Below are 20,889 nucleotides of genomic sequence, written 5' to 3'. Positions count from 1 at the left end.
CGGAATGCTCGCGGCGCCCGACCGGTTGCCGCCGTACGTGACCACCGACAGCAGCGACACCAGCCCGCACCTGTTCACCCCGTTCACGCTCCGGGGCGTCACGGCCCCGAACCGGATCTGGCTGGCGCCGATGTGCCAGTACTCCGCGACGGACGGCGTACCCAACGACTGGCACCTCGCGCACCTCGGCGCCCGCGTCACCGGGGGCTTCGGCCTCGTCATCACCGAGGCCGCCGCCGTGCTCCCGGAGGGCCGGATCAGCCCCGAGGACGCGGGCATCTGGAACGACGAGCAGGTCGCCGCCTGGCGCCGGATCACCGACTTCGCGCACACGTGGTCGCCGTACGGGTCGACCCCGATCGGCGTACAGCTCGCCCACGCGGGCCGCAAGGCCTCGACCTGGGCGCCGTGGCGCGGCGGCCAGGACGGCACCGGCGCGGGCCGCGGCTCGGTGCCGCTGGACCAGGGCGGCTGGGAGACGCAGGGCCCGAGCGAGGTCGCCTTCGAGGGGTACGCCGAGCCCGCGGCGCTGTCGGTCGACGAGATCGCCGCGGTGGTCGAGGCCTTCGCCGACGGCGCCCGGCGCGCCGAGGCGGCCGGCTTCGACCTCGTGGAGCTGCACGCCGCGCACGGCTACCTGCTCCACCAGTTCCTCTCGCCGCTCGCGAACACCCGGACCGACGCGTACGGCGGCTCGTTCGAGAACCGGGTGCGGATCGTGCTCGAGACCGTCGACGCGGTGCGGGCCGTGTGGTCGGAGGACAAGCCGCTGCTCGTGCGGATCTCGGCCACCGACTGGGTCGAGGGCGGGTGGACGGTGGGGGAGTCCACGGAGCTGGCCCGGCTGCTGCGCACCCGCGGCGTCGACCTCGTCGACGTCTCCAGCGGCGGCGCCGACCCGCGCCAGAAGATCACCCCCGGCCCGGGCTACCAGGTGCACCTCGCGACCGCGGTCGCCGAGTCGGGCATGCCCGTGGGCGCGGTCGGCGAGATCACCGACCCGCAGCAGGCCGAGGACGTGCTGGCCCAGGGCCAGGCCGACGTCGTGCTGCTCGCCCGCGCCGCCCTGCGCGAGCCGGCGTGGCCGCAGCGGGCGGCGAACGCGCTGGGCGTCGCGTGGCGCGAGGCGCCCTACCCGGACCAGTACACGCGCGGCGCCTGGCGCTGAGCGCCCTCCCGAGGTCGCGGTACCTCCGATGGTCGAGGACTACCGGAGGTACCGCGACCCGAGACTTTGGGAGGTTCTGCGCCGCGCCGGCACGCGCGAGCGTGGAGGCCGGAGGTGGTCGCAGGTGTTCGGCAGGAAGAAGGTCCATCCGGGGGACGGCAGCCCGCTGCCCCGGCCGCGGTTCCGCGAGCTGCTGTGGCGCACCACCATGCTGGGCGAGCTGGGGGACCCCGACGGCAGGGCCCACGAGTACGCCGTGCGCGTGGACCTGATGGCCGACGAGCGCGGCGCGCACCTCTACCGCGACGGCGTCCAGGTGGGCGTCTCCGACCTGCCCGCGCGCTTCGAGGTGCCGGGCGGTCGCGTCGAGGTCGCGGTCTCGGTCTTCGGGATCAAGCGCGCCCGGGTCGTCGCCGAGGACGGGACCGAGCGGGGGATGCGTCCGGCGCGGGGAACGGCCGAGCACGCCCGGGCCCGCTTCGACCGACGGTTCCCGACGGCTAGCCGGCTGATCGGCGCACTGGCCGTCGTGGTGTGCCTCGTCGGGCTGGTGACGTTCGGTGTCGCGGCGGCCGAGCTGGTCACGTCCTGGGAGGTCGTCGCGGAGCGGGTCGGCACGTTCGAGTCGCCGCTGGAGCTGCCCGGGTGGTTCACGATCGGTGCCTTCGTCGCCGGCCTCGTGGCCGGCACGGAGCGGGCGCTCAGCCTGCGCAACCACTGGCTGATCGACGCGGACACCTGGGTCCTCGGGCCCTGACGGCCCTGACGGCGCGGCCCCGGGCACCGCGGGTGGTGGGCCGAACTAGGATCGAGCACCGTGAACCCCCGCCACCGCCGCCTCGTCATCCCCCTGGCCCTGGGCGCGCTGATCCTCGTCGTCGTGGTGGCGGCGATCCTCTGAGCAGGTCCCGCTGATGGCCGAGTCCCTCGACGTCGCGCTCGCGCGCACGCGCTCCCTCCTCCTCGACGCCGACGCGCTGGTGCGCGCCGTCGCGTCGGGGCGGCGCCGCGGCGCGCCCGAGGGGCGCCCGGCCTGGCGGCGCGTGGAGCTGCGGTACGTCGACCTGAAGGCCGGTCGCCACCTGCAGGTGACGGCGTACGACGCCACCCAGGCCCACACCAGCAACCACGCGGCCGGCTCGGCGGACGCCGCGGCGGCCGTCGACGCGCTGCTCGACGACCCGTTCGCGCACTGGCACGTCGACACCACGACGCAGCAGCACCAGCTGCGGGTCACCAAGCGGGGCGAGGCGCTGGCGCACACGCGCGACCGGGCCGAGCAGGTCGAGGCCCCGCGCGGCCACGACCGCGACAAGGACCGGCTGCTGCCGGCCGACGACCCGGTGCTCCGCGCCTTGGGCATCGCGGACGCCCAGGGTCGGGTCAAGCCGAGCCGGCAGGCGAAGTACCGCCAGGTCGAGGAGTTCTGCCGACTGCTCGACACCGCGGTGGGCGACGCGATCGAGCGCGGCCACCTGCGCCGGCCCACGCCCGAGGACCCGCTGCGGGTGGTCGACCTCGGCTGCGGCAACGCGTACCTGACGTTCGCGGCCCACCGCTTCCTCAGCGCCGTGCGCGGCCTGCCGGTCCACCTCGTCGGCATCGACGTCAAGGAGCAGTCGCGCGAGCACAACTCGCGGGTCGCCGCCGACCTCGGGGTCGCGGACGAGCTCACGTTCCTCGTCGGCTCGATCGCCGAGGCGCAGGTGCCCGACGAGCTCGGCCGTCCCGAGGTCGTGCTCGCGCTGCACGCCTGCGACACCGCGACCGACGAGGCGCTGGCGCGGGCCGTCGAGTGGGACGCCCCGCTGGTGCTGGCCGCCCCCTGCTGCCACCACGACGTCGCCGCGCAGCTGCGCCGGGGCACGACGCCGGCGCCGTACCAGGAGCTGACCCGCCACGGCATCCTGCGCGAGCGGCTCGCGGACACGCTGACCGACGGCGTACGCGCGTCGCTGCTGCGGCGCGAGGGCTACCGCGTCGAGGTCGTCCAGTTCGTCGAGAGCCAGCACACGCCGCGCAACACGCTGCTGCGGGCCGTGCGGGTGCCGGCGACCGGAGCGGGCGCCGCGGCCGCGGAGACCGCGGTCGAGGAGTACGCCGCGCTCGTCGCCGACTGGGGCATCCGGCCCCGCCTCGGCGAGCTGCTCGACGCCGCCCCCCGGACCCGGTGAGGCCGGTGCTGGTGCGTCTGGCGGTCGTGGGGGCGATCGCCGTCCCGTTCGCGGTCGGGGCCGCCCAGCCCACGAACGACCCGCCCGCGGAGGGCACGGAGGTCACCCGCTTCGCCGACCCCGAGATCGTCGAGTCGAGCGGGCTCGCGGTCGTCGACGGCCGCTTCGTGACCATCAACGACTCGGGCGACCCCGGCCGGCTGTTCGTCGTCGACCCCGCCACGGGCGAGACCGTCGGCGTGACCCGCTGGGAGCCCGACCCCGTCGACGTCGAGGCCGTGGCCCCGGTGGTCGAGGACGGGGCCGCCACCAGCGAGGTCTGGGTCGCCGACATCGGCGACAACTTCGCGCGCCGCGACTCCGTCGAGGTGCTGCGGGTGCCGGTCGCGGTGGGCGACGTGCAGGTGGATCCGGTGGCGTACGAGCTCGTCTACCCCGACGGTCCCCGCGACGCCGAGTCGCTGCTGACCGACCCGGCCACGGGGCGGCTGTACGTCGTCAGCAAGGGCCCGCTGGGCGGCTCGTTCTACGCCGCCCCCGAGGTGCTCGACGCCGACGCGCCCAACGAGCTCGAGCTGCTCACGGCGGCGCCGGTGATGGCGACCGACGCGGCGTTCCTGCCCGACGGTCGCCACCTGGTGGTGCGCGGCTACGTCAACGCGCACGTCTACTCGTTCCCGGCCCTGGAGGACCTCGGCTCGTTCGTCCTGCCCAGCCAGCCGCAGGGCGAGGGGGTCGGCGTCGACCCGGACGACCCCGACGCCGTCCTGCTCACCTCCGAGGGGCTCGAGCAGCCGATCCTGCGCGTCGAGATCCCGGAGCGCCTGCGCGCGCTGATGGACCCGGCGGACCCGGATGCGCCCGTCGACCCCGAGCTCGACGGCGCCGACGGCACCGGACGCTCCGACGACGGCGCCGAGCCCGACCCGGCCGGCGGGCCGCCGGTGTGGGTTCCGGTGGGCATCGTCGGTCTGATCGGCGGCGGCGTGCTCGCCGCGCTGGCGATCGTGCTGGTGCGGGGGGCGCGGCGGCGCTGACGTCCGCGGAGGGGCCGCGAGCGGCTACCCCCTGTTCACCAGTGCCGCTTCGAGGACCAGGCGGTCCCACAGGATCCGCGGGTCGCGGCCCGTCAGCTCGCGCACCCGGCGCAGCCGGTGCCGGAGCGTCTGGGGGTGGATCCCGAGCTGTGCGGCTGCGGCCTCGGCGGTCCCCGTCGCGAGGTGGGCGCGGACGCTCTCGAGCAGGTCGGGGTCGTCGGCGAGGCGTCCCAGCACGAGGCGGTCGAAGCGTGTGCGATCGGTGTCGGGGTGGTCCGTGAGGAGGGCGACGAGCTGGGCGTCGGCCTCGTCGAGCAGACGGTCTCGGTGGGCGTGCTGCGGGGCGTGGTCGAGGGCGTGGGCGGCCAGGCGGAAGGACCGAGGCAGGTCGTTGACGTCGTCGGCGGGGACCAGAGCCGCGGGCCACGACCCCGGCCAGCTCTCGGCCGTTCTCCGGGCAGCCCCGCTGTCGAGCAGCGCCACGAGGTTCCCCTCCCGGTGGCGCAGCAGGACCTCGTCGCCGATGATCCCGGCGAGCTCGTCGTGGGTCGGACCCCGGTCGGCACGGAGCACGAGGAGGGTCGGGCGGGGCGGGATGGACACGCCCAGCTTCCGAGCCCGGTCGTGGAGGTTGGTGCGCGCCACCTGGCGACCGACGAGGAGGTCGTCGAGCAGGTCCTCGAGCGCGCTCGCGCGATCCCCGACGCGCTCGACGCTGGCGGTGTAACCCTCGTAGAGCGCTTCGCTGAGCGTGTCGACGACCGCCATCCACAGACGGGACAGGGCGAGCGCGTCGCCGACCGTCAGGTGGTCGGTGGCGGTCACCTCGACGAGGTCGACGACCCGGGCGGCCGCCAGGCGGTAGGCCCTCAGGACGCCCGGGAGCGGTCGCCCGTCGAGCGCCCGGGCAGCGCCGATGCCCCGGAACCGTCGGACGTCGGCCTCCGTGAGGTCCGCTGCGCCTTCCACCCACAGGTGCAGCACACGGGTGGTGCCCCATCGGGCGATGGCGGCGACCTCGGCGATCTGGGCGGGCGCGAGGGCGGCGTAGGCCGGGATCTGGGCGACGATCTCCGCAGTGATCTCGTCGGCCACGTGGTCCAGACGGGACAGCACCTCCTCGCTGACCGCCGCGCGCGTCGAACCGCCTGTCACCGCGTCTCCCCTCGTCGTGGACGTCGGTCTCGCGCGTGCTGGCACCCACCCCACGCGTGGTGACAACGATAGTGCTCAGGAGGAGTGGATCCTGTTGCGCCGCCCGCCCGTGCCTACCGACGCTGGCGCGGAGGGCCTCGACCCCGGGGCGTCGTGATCGGGAGGAGCAGACATGGATGCGGACGCGGTCGTCGTCGGCGCAGGACTGGCGGGTCTCGTCGCCGCGGCGGAGCTGGCGGACGCCGGGCGTCGGGTGCTGCTGCTCGACCAGGAGCCGGAGCAGTCGCTCGGCGGTCAGGCGTTCTGGTCGTTGGGCGGGTTGTTCCTCGTCGACAGTCCCGAGCAACGACGGATGGGCGTGAGGGACTCCCTCGAGCTCGCGCTGCAGGACTGGTTCGGCTCTGCCCAGTTCGACCGTCCCGAGGACCATTGGCCGCGACGGTGGGCAGAGGCGTACGTGCACTTCGCCGCCGGGGAGAAGCGCACGTGGCTGCGGCAGATGGGGCACCGCTTCTTCCCGGTGGTCGGGTGGGCCGAGCGCGGTGATGGTCGGGCTGACGGCCACGGGAACTCCGTGCCGCGCTTCCACCTCACCTGGGGCACGGGACCCGGTGTGGTCGCGCCGTTCGAGCGTCGGGTGCGCGCCCACGTCGCCGGCGGGCGCATCGAGCTGCGGCTGCGCCACCGCGTCGACGAGCTGCTCACCGACGCCGGGCACGTCACCGGCGTCCGCGGAGCCCTGCTCGCGCCCTCGTCGGTCGAGCGTGGTGTCGCGTCGTCGCGCGAGGAGGTCGGGGAGTTCGAGCTGAGCGCGCAGGCCGTCCTGGTCACGTCCGGCGGCATCGGTGGCAACCACGACCTGGTCCGCAAGGCCTGGCCGGCGAGGCTCGGAGCCCCGCCCGAGCGGATGGTCTCGGGTGTGCCGGCCCACGTCGACGGGCGCATGATCGCGATCACCGAGGCTGCCGGCGGTGCGGTCATCAACCCCGACCGGATGTGGCACTACGTCGAGGGTCTGCGCAACTGGGACCCGATCTGGTCCAACCACGGGATCCGGATCCTGCCGGGGCCGTCGTCGCTGTGGCTCGACGCCGAGGGCAACCGCCTCCCGGCGCCGTTCTACCCCGGGTTCGACACCCTCGGCACGCTGAAGCACCTGATGGGCACCGGCTACGACTACTCGTGGTTCGTGCTCACGCAGAAGATCATCGAGAAGGAGTTCGCGCTCTCCGGCTCGGAGCAGAACCCGGACCTGACCGGGAAGGACGTGAAGCTGTTGCTCTCCCGGCTGCGTGCGGGCGCACCGGGCCCGGTCGAGGCGTTCAAGCAGCACGGCGAGGACTTCGTCGTCGCGAGCACCGTGTCCGAGCTCGCCGGCGGGATGAACCGTCTCGCCGGCGGCTCCCTGATCGACGTCGAGCGCCTCACCCGCCTCATCGAGGCCCGCGACAGGGAGATCACGAACCCGTTCGGCAAGGACGCGCAGGTGACCGCCATCCACGGGGCCCGTAGGTACCGCGGCGACAAGCTGGTGCGCGTCGCGACCCCTCACCGCCTCCTCGACCCCGAGGCCGGCCCCCTCATCGCGGTGCGGTTGAACGTCCTCACCCGCAAGACCCTCGGCGGCCTGCACACCGATCTCGACGGTCGGGTGCTCGACGCGTCGGGCGCGCCCGTGCCCGGTCTGTGGGCTGCGGGCGAGGCGAGCGGCTTCGGGGGCGGCGGCATGCACGGCTACAACTCCCTCGAGGGCACCTTCCTCGGCGGCTGCCTGTTCTCGGGCCGCACGGCGGGACGCAGCGCAGCAGCGGCGACGGCGTGAACCGCAGGATGTCGCGTCCGTGGGGGCGGAGGGCCGCCTTCGTCGCTGCCGGTGCGGGCGGTGCTGCCCTGCTGCGCCGGGCGGGGGCGGTCGCCGCGGTCGCGGACGTCATCAGCGAGCTGCGCCCGCCGGACCTCACGCGCTGGTCGCACCTCGTCGAGCAGCCGGTCGCCGACGACCGGGCCAGGGGACGCGTGCGCGTCCAGTTCCTCGGGGTCGCCACCCTGGTCATCAGTGACGGCGTCAGCACCATCCTGATCGACGGGTTCTTCTCCCGGCCGGGCGTCCTCCGGGTGCGCCTGGGCCGGCTGCGTCCGAAGGAACGCCGGATCACGAGTGCGTTGCACCGGGCGCGCACGCGGCACGTCGACGCCCTCTTCGTCGCGCACTCGCACTACGACCACGCCCTCGACTCGGCCGTCGTCGCCGGGCTCACGGGCGCCGAGCTCCACGGATCGAGGTCGACCCGTGCCATCGCGAGGTCCCAGGGTTTCGACCTCGAACGGTTTCGTCCGATCTCGACCCACGCCCACGCGTGACCGACCTGCGCACGGGCGACTGCTACTCGTTCCACGTCGAGCATCCCGCGGGAACCCTGCTCGTCCATCCCAGCGCCAACTACCTGCCCGGAGTGCTGACCGCCCACCCCGCCGACACCGTCTACCTCGGGATCGGCGCTCTCGGCAAGCAGCCCCCCGCCTTCCGTGAGGCCTACTGGAAGGAGGTGGTGGCAGCGACGGGCGCCACCCGCGTGGTGGCGATCCACTGGGACAACTTCACGCGGTCGCTGGATCGTCCGCTGCAGGCTCTCCCGCCCCGTTTCGACGACGTCCACACCAGCCTCGAGTTCCTGAGCGAGCGCTGCGCAGACTCCGGGATCGCCCTCGTCCTGCCGAGGCTGTGGGGTCCCGCCGACCCCTTCGCCCCGGTCGGGGACCACCACCGCTAGAACCAGCGGCGTGCCCGCCGCACGGGCGATCGTGCCGGCGCGGGGTCGCGGCGCCGGTGCGCGCCCACGATGGCGCCGTCGGTGCGCCGCTCCTCACCCGCGTGGGCGAGGTACGGCGTACCGGACCCTCCGTAGGCTCACGGCGTGCCCCGACTCCGACGCACCTCACCCGACCAGCCGGGCTGGACGCGGCGTCGCGCCGGTCGCGGGTTCACCTACCTCGACGAGCACGGCGAGCGGCTCGGCGACGTGCAGCGCGACCGCGTCGAGGCCCTCGTGATCCCGCCCGCGTGGAAGGACGTGTGGATCACCCCGCACGACAACGGGCACCTGCAGGCGGTCGGCACGGACGACGCGGGCCGGCGCCAGTACCTCTACCACCCGGCCTGGCGCGAGCAGAAGGACGCCGAGAAGTTCGAGCGGATGCTCGAGTTCGGCGACTCGATGGCCCGCGCCCGCGCCGTGGTCGTCGGGCACCTCGGCCTCGACGGGATGCCGATGGAGCGGGCCGCCGCGACCGCCGTGCGCCTGATCGACCTCGGGTCGTTCCGGATCGGCAACGACGTGTACGCCGACGAGCACGGCAGCTTCGGCCTCACGACCCTGGAACGCCGCCACGTGCGGCGCGCCGGCCCGGCCCTCGTCTTCCGCTTCACCGGCAAGTCCGGCGTCGACCACCGCATCGAGATCGACGACACCGCCGTCGTGCAGTCGCTCGGCGTGATGCGCCGCCGGCGGGCCGCGGACGACCCGCGGCTGCTGGCGTTCAAGGAGGTGCGCCGCTGGCGGGCGGTGCTGCCGGCGCTGGTGAACGAGTACGTCCGGGAGACCACCGGCCTCGAGGCCACGGCCAAGGACTTCCGCACGTGGCACGCCACCGTGCTCGCGGCGGCCGCGCTGGCCGAGACCGACGAGCCGGGGGAGACCGCGGCCTCGCGCAAGCGGGCCGTGGCCGCGGCGATGCGGGAGGTCTCCGACTTCCTGGGCAACACCCCGACGCTGGCCCGCAACTCCTACGTGGACCCCCGGGTGATCGAGGCGTACGAGAACGAGCGCACGATCGCGACGGCCGCGCGGCGGGCGTACGACGACGCCGACGCGCGCCAGGCGGCGCTCGAGCGCGCCACGCTGCGGCTGCTGCGCGACTCCTGACCGACCGGCGGGAACAAGAGCGGGTCGCCCGGGGTTGTGCTGTTCCGTGCCTCGGAGGTCCGGGGCCTGCAGTCCCGCATCCGTCGTCTCGGAAGGCAGTCCCCCGTGAAGTCCCTCCTCCGCGTCCCGTTCTGGGCGCAGATCGTCCTGGCGCTCGTGCTGGGCGTGGCGCTCGGTCTCGTCGCCCGCACCGGCGACGTCTCCTGGCTCGCCACGACGCTCGACACCGTCGGCAGCATCTTCGTCGGCCTGCTCCAGGCCCTCGTGCCGCCGCTCGTGTTCGCCGCGATCATCGTCAGCATCGCCAACCTGCGCGAGGTCACCAACGCCGCGCGACTGGCCGCGCAGACCCTGCTGTGGTTCATGATCACGTCGCTGATCGCGGTCGCGATCGGCATCACGCTCGGCCTGCTGACCAACCCCGGTCGCTCGGCGGACGTGACGCCGGAGGGTGCGTCGTACGACGGCGGCTCGGGCTCGTGGCTCGACTTCCTGACCGGTCTGGTGCCGTCGAACTTCCTCGGCATCTCCGCCGACGAGGGCGGCGTGTCGTTCAGCGTGCTGCAGATCGTGGTCGTCGCCCTGGCGATCGGCGCGGCGGCGCTCAAGGCCGGCGACAAGGCCGAGCCGTTCCTCGGCGTGATGCGCTCGTTCCTCTCGATCGTGCAGCAGCTGCTGTGGTGGATCATCCGCCTCGCCCCGATCGGCACGCTCGGCCTGATCGGCTCCGCGGTCGCCTCGTACGGCTGGGACCTGCTGGCCCCGCTGGCCGTGTTCACCATCGACGTCTACGTCGGCTGCGCCCTCGTGATGTTCGTCGTCTACCCGGTGCTCATCCGCCTGCACGGCCTGTCGCCGGCCAAGTACTTCTCCGGCGCCTGGCCCGCCATCCAGCTCGGGTTCGTCTCGCGCTCCTCGGTCGGCACCATGCCGCTGACGCAGCGGGTCACGACGCGCAACCTGGGTGTGCCGGAGGAGTACGCCTCCTTCGCGGTGCCCTTCGGCGCCACCACGAAGATGGACGGTTGCGCCGCCATCTACCCCGCCCTGGCGGCGATCACCGTCGCGCAGATCTTCGGCATCGACCTGGGCGTGCAGGACTACCTGCTCATCGCGTTCGTCTCCGTGATCGGCTCGGCCGCGACCGCCGGCCTGACCGGCGCCGTCGTGATGCTGACGCTGACCCTCTCGACGCTGGGCCTGCCGATCGAGGGCGTCGCCCTGCTGCTCGCCATCGACCCGGTGCTCGACATGATGCGCACCGCGACGAACGTCGCCGGCCAGGCGCTGGTGCCGACGATCGTGGCGCAGCGCGAGGGCATCCTCGACCGCGAGAAGTACGACGCCCCGCGCGAGGACGTGCTCGGCGGCGAGCCCGCCACGGTCTGAGGTCGCGGCTCGGGCTCGGGTTCGGGCTGGCTCGGGCTCGGGCTGGCTCGAGCCCGGGCCCGGGCTCGGACGAGAAAACGCGGACGCGGTTCGGGAGAACGCGGACGGATGGTGCCCGGCGAGGGCTCTCCGTCCGCGTTTTCCTTCTGTCGCGCCCGTCCGGTGCGCCCCGCCCGGGTGGGGCAGCGGCGGCGGCACGCGGGCGTACCGTCGCGGCATGGGACACGCACACGTCACGGCCGTCCACGGCGACATCACGACGCAGCGCGTCGACGCGGTCGTCAACGCCGCGAACCGGGGGATGCGGGGCGGCGGCGGGGTGGACGGCGCGATCCACGCCGCGGGTGGTCCGGCCGTGCTGGCCGACTGCGTGCGGCGCTTCCCCGACGGGCTGGGCACGGGCGAGGCCGGCTGGACGACGGCCGGCGACCTCCCGGCCCGCTGGGTGATCCACGTCGTCGGGCCGAACCACACGCGCGGCGAGCGCGACCGCGGGCTGCTGGAGTCCTGCTACCGCAACGCGCTGGCGGTCGCCGACGAGCTCGGCGCGCGGTCGGTGGCCTTCCCGCTGGTGAGCGCGGGGGTGTACGGCTGGCCGCGCGACGACGCGATCGCCTGCGCGGTCGAGGTCCTCGGCTCGACCCCGACCGACGTCATCGAGGCGCGGATCGTGGCGTTCGGTCGCCGGGCGTACGCCGACGTGGACGCCGCGCTCGGCGCTCGCCGCGGCTGAGCCCGAGCCGACTTCGGCAGGGGCACCGCCCGGGCCACCCGGGTGCCCCCACGTCCGCGCCCCTACCCTTGCGCGCATGGTGGTGCGGGTGCGGCGGGTCGGCCGGATGGATCGCTCGGGGCTGCCCGAGCAGCTGGCTGCGGTGCTGGCGCCCTACGGCGAGCGCAACGCCTTCAACCCCAGCGTGCTGGTCGACGGCGACACGGTCCACCTCGTGTTCCGCGCCTTCGGGCCGGGTTCGACGGCCAAGCCCTTCCGGGCGTACTGGACCGCGCTGCGACGCACGCCCGACGGCCTCGAGCCGGGCGAGCTCGTCGACCTGACGGCCCACGCGGCGGCCCACGGTGTCGGCCCGGTGGCCGACCCCAAGCTGTTCGCCCACGACGGTCGGGTGCTGGTCACCTTCAACACCGGGTTCACGCACCCCGAGCCCAACGGGCTGGGCGTGATCGCGCTGACCCCCACGCTCGGGCCGCCGCAGTGGTGCGAGCTCGAGGGTCGCGCGCGGATCGAGAAGAACTGGGCCTTCCACACCGGGGACGACGGTGGGCTCGCGGCGATCTACGGCCTGGCGCCGCTGGTGCGGCTGCGGCTCGCGAAGGGGGTCGTCGGCTCCGGCGACGCGCTGGTCTTCGAGCGCGTGACGGCGCGTCCGGGGGCCGACGACGCGAGCGCCGGGCTCGAGGGCGCCGTGGGTCTCGGCTGGCGCCGCAGCCTCTCGCTGGGCTCGCAGCCCGTGCGGGCCGGCGACGACCTGCTGCTGGTGGGCCACGAGAAGCTCTACCGCACCGGTCGCGACGGCGAGGAGCGTCGGGGGTACGTCGGCCGCCTCGTCCGCGTGCGCGGCGAGCGCGTCACCGTGCACCCGGACCGGCTCGTGCACTCCTGGCGCGACGCCCGGCCGCGGCCGGGCGTGCACAACCCCAGGGCGCTCTTCGTGACCTACTTCTCCGGCCTGGCGCTGGCCGACGACCGGCTCCTGGTCGGCTACGGCATCAACGACCTGAGCGGCGGCTTCGCGTTCCTGGACCGGCGCTACCTCAGGCCGTGACGCCTGCGCCGCGCAGCTCCTCCAACGTGGGGAGCGCGATCTGGCGCACCACCGCGGAGACGTCGTGCGGCGTGGCGCTCGGGCTCTGCTCCAGGGCCTCGTCGAGGGTCGGCGGCGTGCGCCAGGCGAGCCCGACCGACTCGGTGTAGTCGACGTACTTGATCTCCGGCTCGGGGGTGCGCGGCTGCACCAGCACGGCCGGACGGCCCAGCGCGTGCGCCCACACGAGGCCGTGCAGCGAGGAGGTCAGCACCACCTCGGCGCGGCGGATCTCCCGGCCGACCTGCAGCGGGGTCGCGTCGATGTCGACGAGCCGGTAGCGGCGCGTGGAGGCGTGCTCGGCCCGCTCGCGGTAGTGCGGGATGAAGGCCACGCGGCCGCGGCGCGCGTCCACCTCCTGCAACGAGGGGTGCACCTCGCCGATGAGCAGCCCGGGGTCGCCCAGGAAGCGCAGGTCGCCGGTGTCGTGCCCGGCCTCCTCGACGGCCGCGAGGGTGCGCGGGCCGCGCAGCCCGACGATCCGCACCGTCACGTCGCGCGGGACGGCGACGCCCTTGCTGCCGACGCCGGCGAGCACGTCGCCGTCGAGCGCACGGTGCACCGTGGAGCCGACGAGCAGGACGCGGGGGCCGGCGTCGGCGTCGTTGGTGTGGCCGAGGCCGGGGTACGCCCAGTCGATCAGGTCGGTGTTGAACTCGTCGCCGGCGTTGCCGTGGCGCCACTGCCCGGGCTTCGGGCGACGGGGCCAGCGCACGGGCTCGCCGCGGCTGGCGTCCCAGTAGAACGTGCGGACGGGCACGACGGCTCCTCGGTCTCGGCGGAGGCCGCGGGTCCCGCAGCCCGCACGGACCCTAGCGTCCGCGCGGCACAATGCGTGCCATGACGGAACCGAGCGGCCACGGTGCGCCCCGCCGCGTCGCGGGCGCGGCGGCGCTCGGCCTCCTCCTCGTCCTGGCGGGCTGCACCTCGACGGACCCGTCGGCCTCGTCGGGCCCGTCGGGCCCGTCGGCCGGGCGGGGCGCCGTCGTCGACGTCCTGCAGCAGGACTGGGGGCACGTGCCCGGGGTCGTCGTGGACGGCGACGTCCTGAGGGTGACGGCGACGGGGAGGAGCATCGTCGAGCAAGACGGCGGGGAGGGTCAGGCGGACCCGCCGGTCAACCTCGGGGGGACGCACCTGGTGACGTCCGGAGACTTCTCTTTCGAGGCCTCGCTCACGGACGTGAACGGCGACGCCACCTTGGCCGTCCACGACAGCCCGCCGGTGATCGCCGACGAGTTCCGGATCGAGCCGGCGGGCCTGCAGCTCACGCTGCGCGGCGACGATCTCCGGATCGCCGTCTTCGACGGCTCTCCCCAGCAGGACGTGACCGACCCCCGGCCGGTGCACGACGAGACGGTGACGCCCGCCGATCCGGAGGCGGAGCTGTCCGTCCGCCGCACCGGCGATCAGCTCGAGGTGGCGAGCGGTCGCGAGACCCTGACGTCCGTCCCCCTCGGCGGCGTGTTCGACTCGGGGCGGCTCTGGTGGGGCCTGTGGAGCGACGAGGGGTCCTTCACCGTCGACTCGCTGACCGCCGCGGCCCCGGACGGTGCCCGACTGGCGGCCGCGGGCCCCGCCGCGGCCGACGCCGCGCCGTCGGCGGACGGCCTGCAGGCTCTCGCCGCCCGCTCCCGTCCGGACTTCCTGGTGGGTGCGGCCGTGGCCCTGGGCCCGCTCGCGTCGGACGCGGACTACGCCGAGGCCCTCGTCGGCGACTTCGGTGCCCTCACCCCGGAGAACGCGATGAAGCCGCAGGCCCTCTCCCCGCGGCAGGGGGAGTACGCCTTCGAGGAGGCCGACGCCCTCCTCGACCTCGCCGAGAGCAAGGGGATGGCCGTGCACGGCCACACCATCGCCTTCACCGAGGCGATGCCCCGCTGGATGCAGGAGCTGCCCACCGGCTCGGAGGCGGAGCGCCGGGCCAGCGGCGAGGTCCTGCTCGACTACGTGACCACCGTGGTCACCCACTTCCGGGGTCGTCTCGACTCGCTCGACGTCGTCAACGAACCGTTCGACGTCGACCAGGGCACCCGCCTGCAGGAGAACGTGTGGCACCGGGTCTTCGGGCCGACCTACCCGGTGGTGGTCTCCCAGGCGGTCCACGCCGCGGACCCGGACGTGCGGCAGTTCGTCAACGAGAACGGCGCCGACGTGCCCGGCCCCCGCCAGGACGCCCTGCTCGAGCTCGTTCTCGACGCCAACGCGCGGGGCGGGCACATCGACGGCGTCGGTCTGCAGTCGCACGTCTACGACCTCGACACCGACGCGATCTCGGCCGACGACCTGACCACGACGCTCGACACCTTCGCGGCCGCCGGGCTGGACGTCCGGATCTCCGAGAACGACGTCACGGACGCCGAGGGCGAGGAGGCCCAGGCGGAGCAGTACGCCACGGTCCTCGCGACCTGCCTGCGCTCGCAGGCGTGCGTCTCCTGGACGACGTGGGGCGTGGACGACCGCTACGACTGGTGGATCGACGACGACGGCGGCCTGCAGCAGGGCCACGACCTCCTGTTCGACGACGGCGCGCCCAGGCCCGCGTACGCCGCGGTGCGGGACGTGCTCGGCGGGGCCGCGCCGGGAGCCGCGACGCCGTAGCTGCCGGGGTCGACAGTTGGGTGAGTGAGCACTCACTCCGTACGCTCGGGGCTTGTGCCCCGCGCCCGCCCCCTGCCCCCGGCCGACCGCCGCAGCGCCGTGCTCGACGCCGCGCTGCCCGTCGTGCTCGAGCACGGCCGCGCCGCCACGACCCGCCAGATCGCCGAGGCGGCCGGTATCGCCGAGGGCACCCTGTTCCGCGTCTTCGCGACGAAGGACGAGCTGTTCGCGGCCGTGCTGGACGACGTCCTCGACCCGACCGACTTCGCCGCCGAGCTCGACGCGGTCGACCGGGCGCTGCCGCTCGAGGAGCGCCTGCTCGTCGCCACCCGCGCCACCCAGGCGCGCTTCCGTCGGATCTTCCACGTGATGACCGCGCTCGGCATCGTCGGACCTCCCCGGCGCGCCGACCCCGACGAGCAGCGCCTCGAGGCCGGGCGCCGCTCGACGGCGCGACTGACCGCGCTGCTCGAGCCCGACGCGGACGCCTTCCGCGTGCCGCTCGCGGAGGTCGTGCGCCTGCTGCGGCTGCTCACGTTCTCCGGCAGCCACCCCCACATCGGCGAGGACGCCCTGCTCACCCCCGAGCAGATCGTCGACGTGATCCTGCGCGGCACGCTGCGCCCCACCGCCCCGGCCACCCCGGCCACCCCGGTCACCCCGGCCACCCCGACGACGGAGGCGTGATGCTGTTCCGGCTCCTGCGCGAGCACCTGCGGCCCTACCGGCGCCAGCTCGGCGCGATCGCCCTGCTCCAGCTCGGCTCGACGGGCGCGATGCTGTTCCTGCCCAACCTCAACGCCTCGATCATCGACGACGGCGTCACCCAGGGCGACACGGGACACGTGCTGCGCATCGGCGCGGTCATGCTCGCGGTCTGCCTGGGGCAGATCGTCTGCCAGGTCAGCGCGGTGTGGTTCTCCGCCCGCACGGCGATGGCGGTCGGGCGCGACCTGCGGGCCGCGCTGTTCGACCGGATCACCGGCTTCTCGGGCCGCGAGGTCGGCCAGTTCGGCGCCCCGTCGCTGATCACCCGCGTCACCAACGACGTGCAGCAGGTGCAGATGCTGACCCTGATGACGTGCAGCATCGCGGTGTCGGTGCCGATCATGATGATCGGCGGCATCGGGATGGCGCTCTACACCGACGTCGGGCTGTCCTGGATCTTCGCCGTGGTCGTGCCGGTGCTCTTCGCCGTCGTCGCGGTCGTCGTGCGCGGCATGGTGCCGAACTTCCGGGCGCAGCAGTGGCGCATCGACACGGTCAACCGGGTGCTGCGCGAGCAGATCACCGGGATCCGCGTGGTGCGTGCCTTCGTGCGCGAGCCGGAGGAGACGCTGCGCTTCGACGAGGCGAACGCCCGGCTGACCGAGGTCTCGATCCGCGCCGGTCGCTGGCTCGCGACGCTGTTCCCGCTCGTGATGCTCGTCGTCAACGTCGCCAGCGTCGCCGTCATCTGGTTCGGCGGCCACCGCGTCGACTCCGGCGAGCTGGGGGTCGGCCAGCTGACGGCGTTCATCGCGTACCTCATGCAGATCGTGATGTCGGTGATGATGGGCACCTTCATGCTGATGCAGATCCCGCGGGCGGCGGTCTGCGCCGACCGGATCGGCGAGGTCCTGGAGACCGAGTCGAGCGTGCACCCGCCCGCGCGCCCGGTCACCGATCTGCCCGAGCGCGCGACCTTGCGCTTCGAGGGCGCCGGGTTCACCCACCCGGGGGCCGCCAGCCCCGTGCTGACCGACGTCTCCTTCGCCGCCGGCCCGGGCCAGACGGTCGCGGTGATCGGCTCGACGGGCTCGGGCAAGACGACCCTGGTGGACCTCGTGCCGCGCCTCATGGACGCCACGGAGGGCCGGGTGCTCGTCGACGGGGTCGACGTGCGCGACCTGGACCCCGAGCTGCTGTGGTCGCGGATCGGGCTGGTGCCGCAGCGGGCGTTCCTGTTCAGCGGCACGATCGCCGACAACCTGCGCCACGGGCGCGAGGACGCGACCGAGGAGCAGATGTGGGAGGCCCTCGAGGTCGCGCAGGCGCGCGACTTCGTGGAGGCGCTGCCCGAGGGCCTCGCCTCGCCGGTCGCCCAGGGCGGCACGAACTTCTCCGGCGGCCAGCGTCAGCGCCTCGCCATCGCGCGGGCGCTCGTGCGCCGTCCGGAGGTCTACCTGTTCGACGACTCGTTCTCGGCGCTCGACCTCGCCACCGACGCCCGGTTGCGCGCGGCGCTGCGGCCGTGGACCACCGAGTCGTGCGTGCTGGTCGTGGCGCAGCGGATCTCCACGATCCGCGACGCGGACCTGATCCTCGTGCTCGAGGACGGCCACCTGGTCGGCTCGGGCACCCACGACGAGCTGGTCGAGGGGTGCCCGACGTACGCCGAGATCGTCACGTCCCAGCTGAGCGCGGAGGAGGCGGCGTGAGCGCCGACGAGAAGCAGGAGTCGGGCGGCCTGCGCGCGACCGAGCGGATCAGCGTCCCCCAGCGGGGCCCCGGCCCGGCCGGGCAGATGGGCGCGGGGGAGAAGGCGATGACCTTCGTCCCCTCGGCGCGCCGGCTGGTCGGGCGGATGCGGCCGCAGCGGGCAAAGGCGTCGCTGGTGCTGGTGCTCGCCGTCGGCAGCGTCACCCTGATGTCGCTCGGTCCGTGGCTGCTGGGCCGAGCGACCGACCTGGTCTTCGCCGGCTTCGTCGGAGAGCAGCTGCCCGCCGGGCAGAGCGCGGAGCAGGCCGAGGCCGGGCTGCGCGCGAACGGCCAGGACCAGCTGGCCGACCTCGTCTCCGGCATGCGGGGCCTCGTGCCGGGCCAGGGGGTCGACTTCGGGGCCGTCGGCCAGGCGCTGCTGATCGTGCTGGGGGTGTACGTCGTCGCCGCCGGCCTCGCGTGGCTGCAGGGGTTCCTGCTCAACGACGTGGTGCAGTCCACGATCCGCGAGCTGCGCAGCGACGTCGAGCGCAAGGTGCACGCGATGCCGCTGTCGACCTTCGACAAGGCGCCGCGCGGCGAGCTGCTCAGCCGCGTCACCAACGACATCGACAACGTCGGCCAGACCCTGCAGCAGACGATGAGCCAGCTGCTGACCTCGCTGCTCACGGTCGTCGGGATCCTCGCGATGATGCTGTGGATCTCACCGCTGCTGGCGCTGGTCGCGCTCATCGCCGTGCCCGTCTCGCTGCTGCTCACCGGAGCCGTGATGAAGCGCAGCCAGCCGCAGTTCGTCACGCAGTGGCGCCGCACGGGCTCGCTCAACGCCCACGTCGAGGAGTCGATCTCCGGGCACGCGCTCGTCACCGTGATGGGGCGCCGCCGGGCCGCGGCGCACACCTTCGCCGAGCAGAACGACGAGCTGTACGACGCGGCGTACCGCGCCCAGTTCGTCTCGGGGATGCTGATGCCGGTGATGATGCTGATCGGCAACATCTCGTACGTCGTGGTCGCTGTCGTCGGCGCCTTCCGGGTGACCGCGGGCGCGATCACGATCGGCGACGTGCAGGCGTTCATCCAGTACTCCCGGCAGTTCAACCAGCCGCTGACCACGGTCGCCTCGATGACCAACCTGCTGCAGTCGGGCGTCGCCTCCGCGGAGCGGGTCTTCGAGCTGCTCGACGCCGACGAGGAGGTCGCGGCGACCGTCGTGGCCGCCCGGGCCGCCGCGGCGGCCGACGCGCCCCGCGGACGCGGCGAGGTCGCGTTCGAGAACGTCGCGTTCTCCTACAGCCCCGACCGCCCGCTGATCGAGGACCTCTCGCTCGTCGCGCGGCCCGGCCAGACCGTCGCGATCGTCGGCCCGACGGGCGCCGGCAAGACCACGCTGGTCAACCTCGTGCTCCGCTTCTACGAGCTCGACGCCGGCCGGATCACCCTCGACGGCGTCGACGTCACGACGCTGTCGCGCCACGACCTGCGGGCGCAGACCGGCATGGTCCTGCAGGACACGTGGCTGTTCGAGGGCACGATCCGCGACAACATCGCGTACGGGCGACCGGGGGCGAGCGAGGACGACATCATGGAGGCCGCGCGGGCCACGTACGTCGACCGCTTCGTGGCCTCGCTGCCCGACGGGTACGACACGGTGGTCACCGAGAACGGCGAGAACCTCTCCGCGGGCGAGCGGCAGCTGCTGACCATCGCGCGGGCATTCCTGGCCGACCCGGCGCTGCTGATCCTCGACGAGGCGACGAGCTCGGTCGACACCCGCACCGAGCTGCTGCTGCAGCACGCGATGGGGGCGCTGCGCGCCGACCGCACCTCGTTCGTCATCGCGCACCGGCTCTCCACGATCCGCGACGCCGACCTCATCCTGGTGATGGAGGCCGGCCGCATCGTGGAGCAGGGCACGCACGGCGAGCTGCTCGCCGCCGACGGGGCGTACGCCGCCCTCTACCGCTCGCAGTTCGCGGGGGCGGAGGCGGAGGCGTCGTGAGCCTCAGGCGCCGGAGCGCAGCTGCTCGACGACCCAGTCGACGCTGCGGGTGAGCGCCCGCAGGTCGTCGGTCTCGACCGCCGGGAAGCAGGCGACGCGCAGCTGGTTGCGGCCGAGCTTGCGGTAGGGGTCGACGTCGACGACGCCGTTGGCGCGCAGCACCGCCGAGACGCGGCCCGCGTCGACGGCGAGGTCGCCCTCGGTCGCGAGGTCGACGGTCGCCACGACCGCGGAGCGCAGCGCCGGGTTCGCGACGAACGGGGTCGCCCACTCCCGCTCCTCGGCCCAGTCGTAGATCGCGGCCGCGTTGCGGTTCGTGCGCGAGACCATGCCGGCGAGCCCGCCCTGGGCGAGCATCCGGTCGAGCTGGGCGTCGACCAGGAACAGCGTGGCGATGGCCGGGGTGTTGAGCGTCTGGCGCTTCGCCGAGTTCTCCACCGCGACCGACAGGTCGAGGAACGCGGGGATGAACCGGCCCGACGCGGCGATCTCCTCGACGCGGGCCAGGGCGGCCGGCGACATCAGCGCGAACCACAGCCCGCCGTCGGAGGCGAGCCCCTTCTGCGGCGAGAAGTAGTAGACGTCGACGTCCGCGGGATCGACCCACAGCCCGCCCGCGGCCGAGGTGCCGTCGACGACCGTCAGCGCGTGCTCGGGGCCGCGCAGGACCTGCGGCACCATCACGCCCGTCGAGGTCTCGTTGTGGGGGTACGCGAACACGTCCACCAGGTCGGGGTCGTAGCGCTCGTCGTGGTCGGGCCAGGCGACCGTGCCCGGCTCGCCGCGGCCGACGAACGGCTCGGCCAGCCACGGCGCTGCCGCCGAGGCGGCGGCGAACTTGCCGCCGAACTCGCCGAAGACGCCGTGCGCGCTGCGCTCCCGCACGAGGCTGAAGGTCGCCACGTCCCAGAACGCGCTGGCGCCGCCGAGGCCGAGCACGACCCGGTAGCCCTCGGGCAGCGCGTACAGCTGGGCCAGCTTCTCCTGCACGCCCCCGACGAGGGCCTTGACCGGCTCCTGGCGGTGGGAGGTGCCCAGCAGGCGGGGTCCGGAGGCGGCCAGCGCGGCCAGCGCCTCGGCGGGCACCTTGGAGGGGCCCGCGCCGAAACGTCCGTCGGCGGGCAGCAGCTCGGCAGGAATCACGAGGTCGCGCGTCACCGTTCTAGTCTCGCAGGCGTCGGCGGAGGTCGCGGACACCA

General features: G+C 74.0%; 18 protein-coding genes. 15 read left to right on the top strand and 3 right to left on the bottom strand.

The features are described 5' to 3' along the window. Positions 1 to 37: 37 nt before the first annotated feature. The 4 genes from RDV89_RS03015 to RDV89_RS03000 all read left to right on the top strand — a co-directional run bounded on the left by RDV89_RS03015 (position 38) and on the right by RDV89_RS03000 (position 4,379). Positions 38 to 1,168: an NADH:flavin oxidoreductase/NADH oxidase gene (locus RDV89_RS03015; RefSeq protein ID WP_315731182.1), complete on the top strand. Its 1,131-nt coding sequence runs from the start codon at positions 38 to 40 to the stop codon at positions 1,166 to 1,168. 124 nt (positions 1,169 to 1,292) lie between these two features. After that, positions 1,293 to 1,925, top strand: coding sequence for a hypothetical protein (locus RDV89_RS03010; RefSeq protein WP_315731180.1), 633 nt, complete (start codon positions 1,293 to 1,295; stop codon positions 1,923 to 1,925). A gap of 157 nt (positions 1,926 to 2,082) precedes the next feature. Next, positions 2,083 to 3,342: a class I SAM-dependent methyltransferase gene (locus tag RDV89_RS03005; protein WP_315731178.1), complete on the top strand. Its 1,260-nt coding sequence runs from the start codon at positions 2,083 to 2,085 to the stop codon at positions 3,340 to 3,342. A 5-nt stretch (positions 3,343 to 3,347) separates the two neighbouring features. Further along, positions 3,348 to 4,379, top strand: coding sequence for a hypothetical protein (locus tag RDV89_RS03000; RefSeq protein ID WP_315731176.1), 1,032 nt, complete (start codon positions 3,348 to 3,350; stop codon positions 4,377 to 4,379). A 24-nt stretch (positions 4,380 to 4,403) separates the two neighbouring features. Here the strand turns inward: RDV89_RS03000 and RDV89_RS02995 are convergent, their stop codons facing one another. After that, on the bottom strand, positions 4,404 to 5,534 hold the full coding sequence (locus RDV89_RS02995; protein ID WP_315731174.1) for a PucR family transcriptional regulator: 1,131 nt from the start codon (positions 5,532 to 5,534) through the stop codon (positions 4,404 to 4,406). Positions 5,535 to 5,706: 172 nt separating this feature from the next. Between RDV89_RS02995 and RDV89_RS02990 the strand changes: the two genes are divergently transcribed. From RDV89_RS02990 to RDV89_RS02960, 7 genes are all read left to right on the top strand, one after another. After that, a complete protein-coding gene (locus tag RDV89_RS02990; RefSeq protein ID WP_315731173.1) occupies positions 5,707 to 7,356 on the top strand; it encodes an FAD-binding dehydrogenase in 1,650 nt (549 codons plus the stop codon). Next, positions 7,353 to 7,895: an MBL fold metallo-hydrolase gene (locus RDV89_RS02985; RefSeq protein WP_315731172.1), complete on the top strand. Its 543-nt coding sequence runs from the start codon at positions 7,353 to 7,355 to the stop codon at positions 7,893 to 7,895. Before RDV89_RS02990 ends, RDV89_RS02985 begins: the two co-directional genes overlap by 4 nt. Next, entirely contained in the window at positions 7,892 to 8,305 is a 414-nt protein-coding gene (locus tag RDV89_RS02980) for a hypothetical protein (protein ID WP_315731171.1), read from the top strand. The genes RDV89_RS02985 and RDV89_RS02980 overlap by 4 nt, the downstream gene beginning before the upstream one ends. Positions 8,306 to 8,449: 144 nt before the next feature. Continuing rightward, a complete protein-coding gene (locus tag RDV89_RS02975; RefSeq protein ID WP_315731169.1) occupies positions 8,450 to 9,457 on the top strand; it encodes a DNA topoisomerase IB in 1,008 nt (335 codons plus the stop codon). Between the two features lie 105 nt (positions 9,458 to 9,562). Then, the gene (locus RDV89_RS02970; protein WP_315731168.1) at positions 9,563 to 10,846 is read left to right on the top strand and encodes a dicarboxylate/amino acid:cation symporter; all 1,284 of its coding nucleotides are present in this window, start codon (positions 9,563 to 9,565) and stop codon (positions 10,844 to 10,846) included. Between the two features lie 217 nt (positions 10,847 to 11,063). After that, the gene (locus tag RDV89_RS02965) at positions 11,064 to 11,579 is read left to right on the top strand and encodes an O-acetyl-ADP-ribose deacetylase (protein WP_315731166.1); all 516 of its coding nucleotides are present in this window, start codon (positions 11,064 to 11,066) and stop codon (positions 11,577 to 11,579) included. A gap of 76 nt (positions 11,580 to 11,655) precedes the next feature. Beyond that, a complete protein-coding gene (locus RDV89_RS02960; protein ID WP_315731164.1) occupies positions 11,656 to 12,630 on the top strand; it encodes a hypothetical protein in 975 nt (324 codons plus the stop codon). On the opposite strand, the gene RDV89_RS02955 is transcribed toward RDV89_RS02960, so the two are convergent. Then, positions 12,620 to 13,429, bottom strand: coding sequence for a polysaccharide pyruvyl transferase family protein (locus RDV89_RS02955; RefSeq protein ID WP_315731162.1), 810 nt, complete (start codon positions 13,427 to 13,429; stop codon positions 12,620 to 12,622). The genes RDV89_RS02960 and RDV89_RS02955 overlap by 11 nt on opposite strands. 80 nt (positions 13,430 to 13,509) lie before the next feature. On the opposite strand from RDV89_RS02955, the gene RDV89_RS02950 reads away from it, so the two are divergent. The 4 genes from RDV89_RS02950 to RDV89_RS02935 all read left to right on the top strand — a co-directional run bounded on the left by RDV89_RS02950 (position 13,510) and on the right by RDV89_RS02935 (position 19,690). Continuing rightward, positions 13,510 to 15,270 carry an endo-1,4-beta-xylanase gene (locus RDV89_RS02950; protein ID WP_315731161.1) on the top strand — a complete coding sequence of 587 codons (1,761 nt, stop codon included), beginning with the start codon at positions 13,510 to 13,512 and terminating at the stop codon, positions 15,268 to 15,270. Positions 15,271 to 15,294: 24 nt separating this feature from the next. Continuing rightward, positions 15,295 to 15,957: a TetR/AcrR family transcriptional regulator gene (locus tag RDV89_RS02945; RefSeq protein WP_315731159.1), complete on the top strand. Its 663-nt coding sequence runs from the start codon at positions 15,295 to 15,297 to the stop codon at positions 15,955 to 15,957. Then, on the top strand, positions 15,957 to 17,690 hold the full coding sequence (locus RDV89_RS02940; RefSeq protein ID WP_315731520.1) for an ABC transporter ATP-binding protein: 1,734 nt from the start codon (positions 15,957 to 15,959) through the stop codon (positions 17,688 to 17,690). Before RDV89_RS02945 ends, RDV89_RS02940 begins: the two co-directional genes overlap by 1 nt. 86 nt (positions 17,691 to 17,776) lie before the next feature. Continuing rightward, entirely contained in the window at positions 17,777 to 19,690 is a 1,914-nt protein-coding gene (locus tag RDV89_RS02935) for an ABC transporter ATP-binding protein (protein WP_315731518.1), read from the top strand. A gap of 3 nt (positions 19,691 to 19,693) precedes the next feature. Here RDV89_RS02935 and serC read toward each other — a convergent pair whose 3' ends face one another. Continuing rightward, positions 19,694 to 20,848 (bottom strand): phosphoserine transaminase, encoded by a 1,155-nt coding sequence (serC, locus tag RDV89_RS02930; protein ID WP_315731158.1) that lies wholly within the window; start codon positions 20,846 to 20,848, stop codon positions 19,694 to 19,696. Positions 20,849 to 20,889 lie beyond the last annotated feature (41 nt).

It is taken from the genome of Nocardioides imazamoxiresistens (assembly GCF_032378595.1).
GTDB classification, from domain to species: domain Bacteria; phylum Actinomycetota; class Actinomycetes; order Propionibacteriales; family Nocardioidaceae; genus Nocardioides; species Nocardioides imazamoxiresistens.
This window is presented reverse-complemented; position numbering and strand designations above follow the sequence as displayed.

Coding starts and splice junctions, on each gene's coding strand:
- RDV89_RS03005 (WP_315731178.1), top strand. CDS start 2,083: ATGGCCGAGTCCCTCGACGTCGCGCTCGCGCGCACGCGCTCCCTCCTC.
- RDV89_RS02990 (WP_315731173.1), top strand. CDS start 5,707: ATGGATGCGGACGCGGTCGTCGTCGGCGCAGGACTGGCGGGTCTCGTC.
- RDV89_RS02965 (WP_315731166.1), top strand. CDS start 11,064: ATGGGACACGCACACGTCACGGCCGTCCACGGCGACATCACGACGCAG.
- RDV89_RS02960 (WP_315731164.1), top strand. CDS start 11,656: ATGGTGGTGCGGGTGCGGCGGGTCGGCCGGATGGATCGCTCGGGGCTG.
- RDV89_RS02950 (WP_315731161.1), top strand. CDS start 13,510: ATGACGGAACCGAGCGGCCACGGTGCGCCCCGCCGCGTCGCGGGCGCG.
- RDV89_RS02940 (WP_315731520.1), top strand. CDS start 15,957: ATGCTGTTCCGGCTCCTGCGCGAGCACCTGCGGCCCTACCGGCGCCAG.
- RDV89_RS02935 (WP_315731518.1), top strand. CDS start 17,777: ATGGGCGCGGGGGAGAAGGCGATGACCTTCGTCCCCTCGGCGCGCCGG.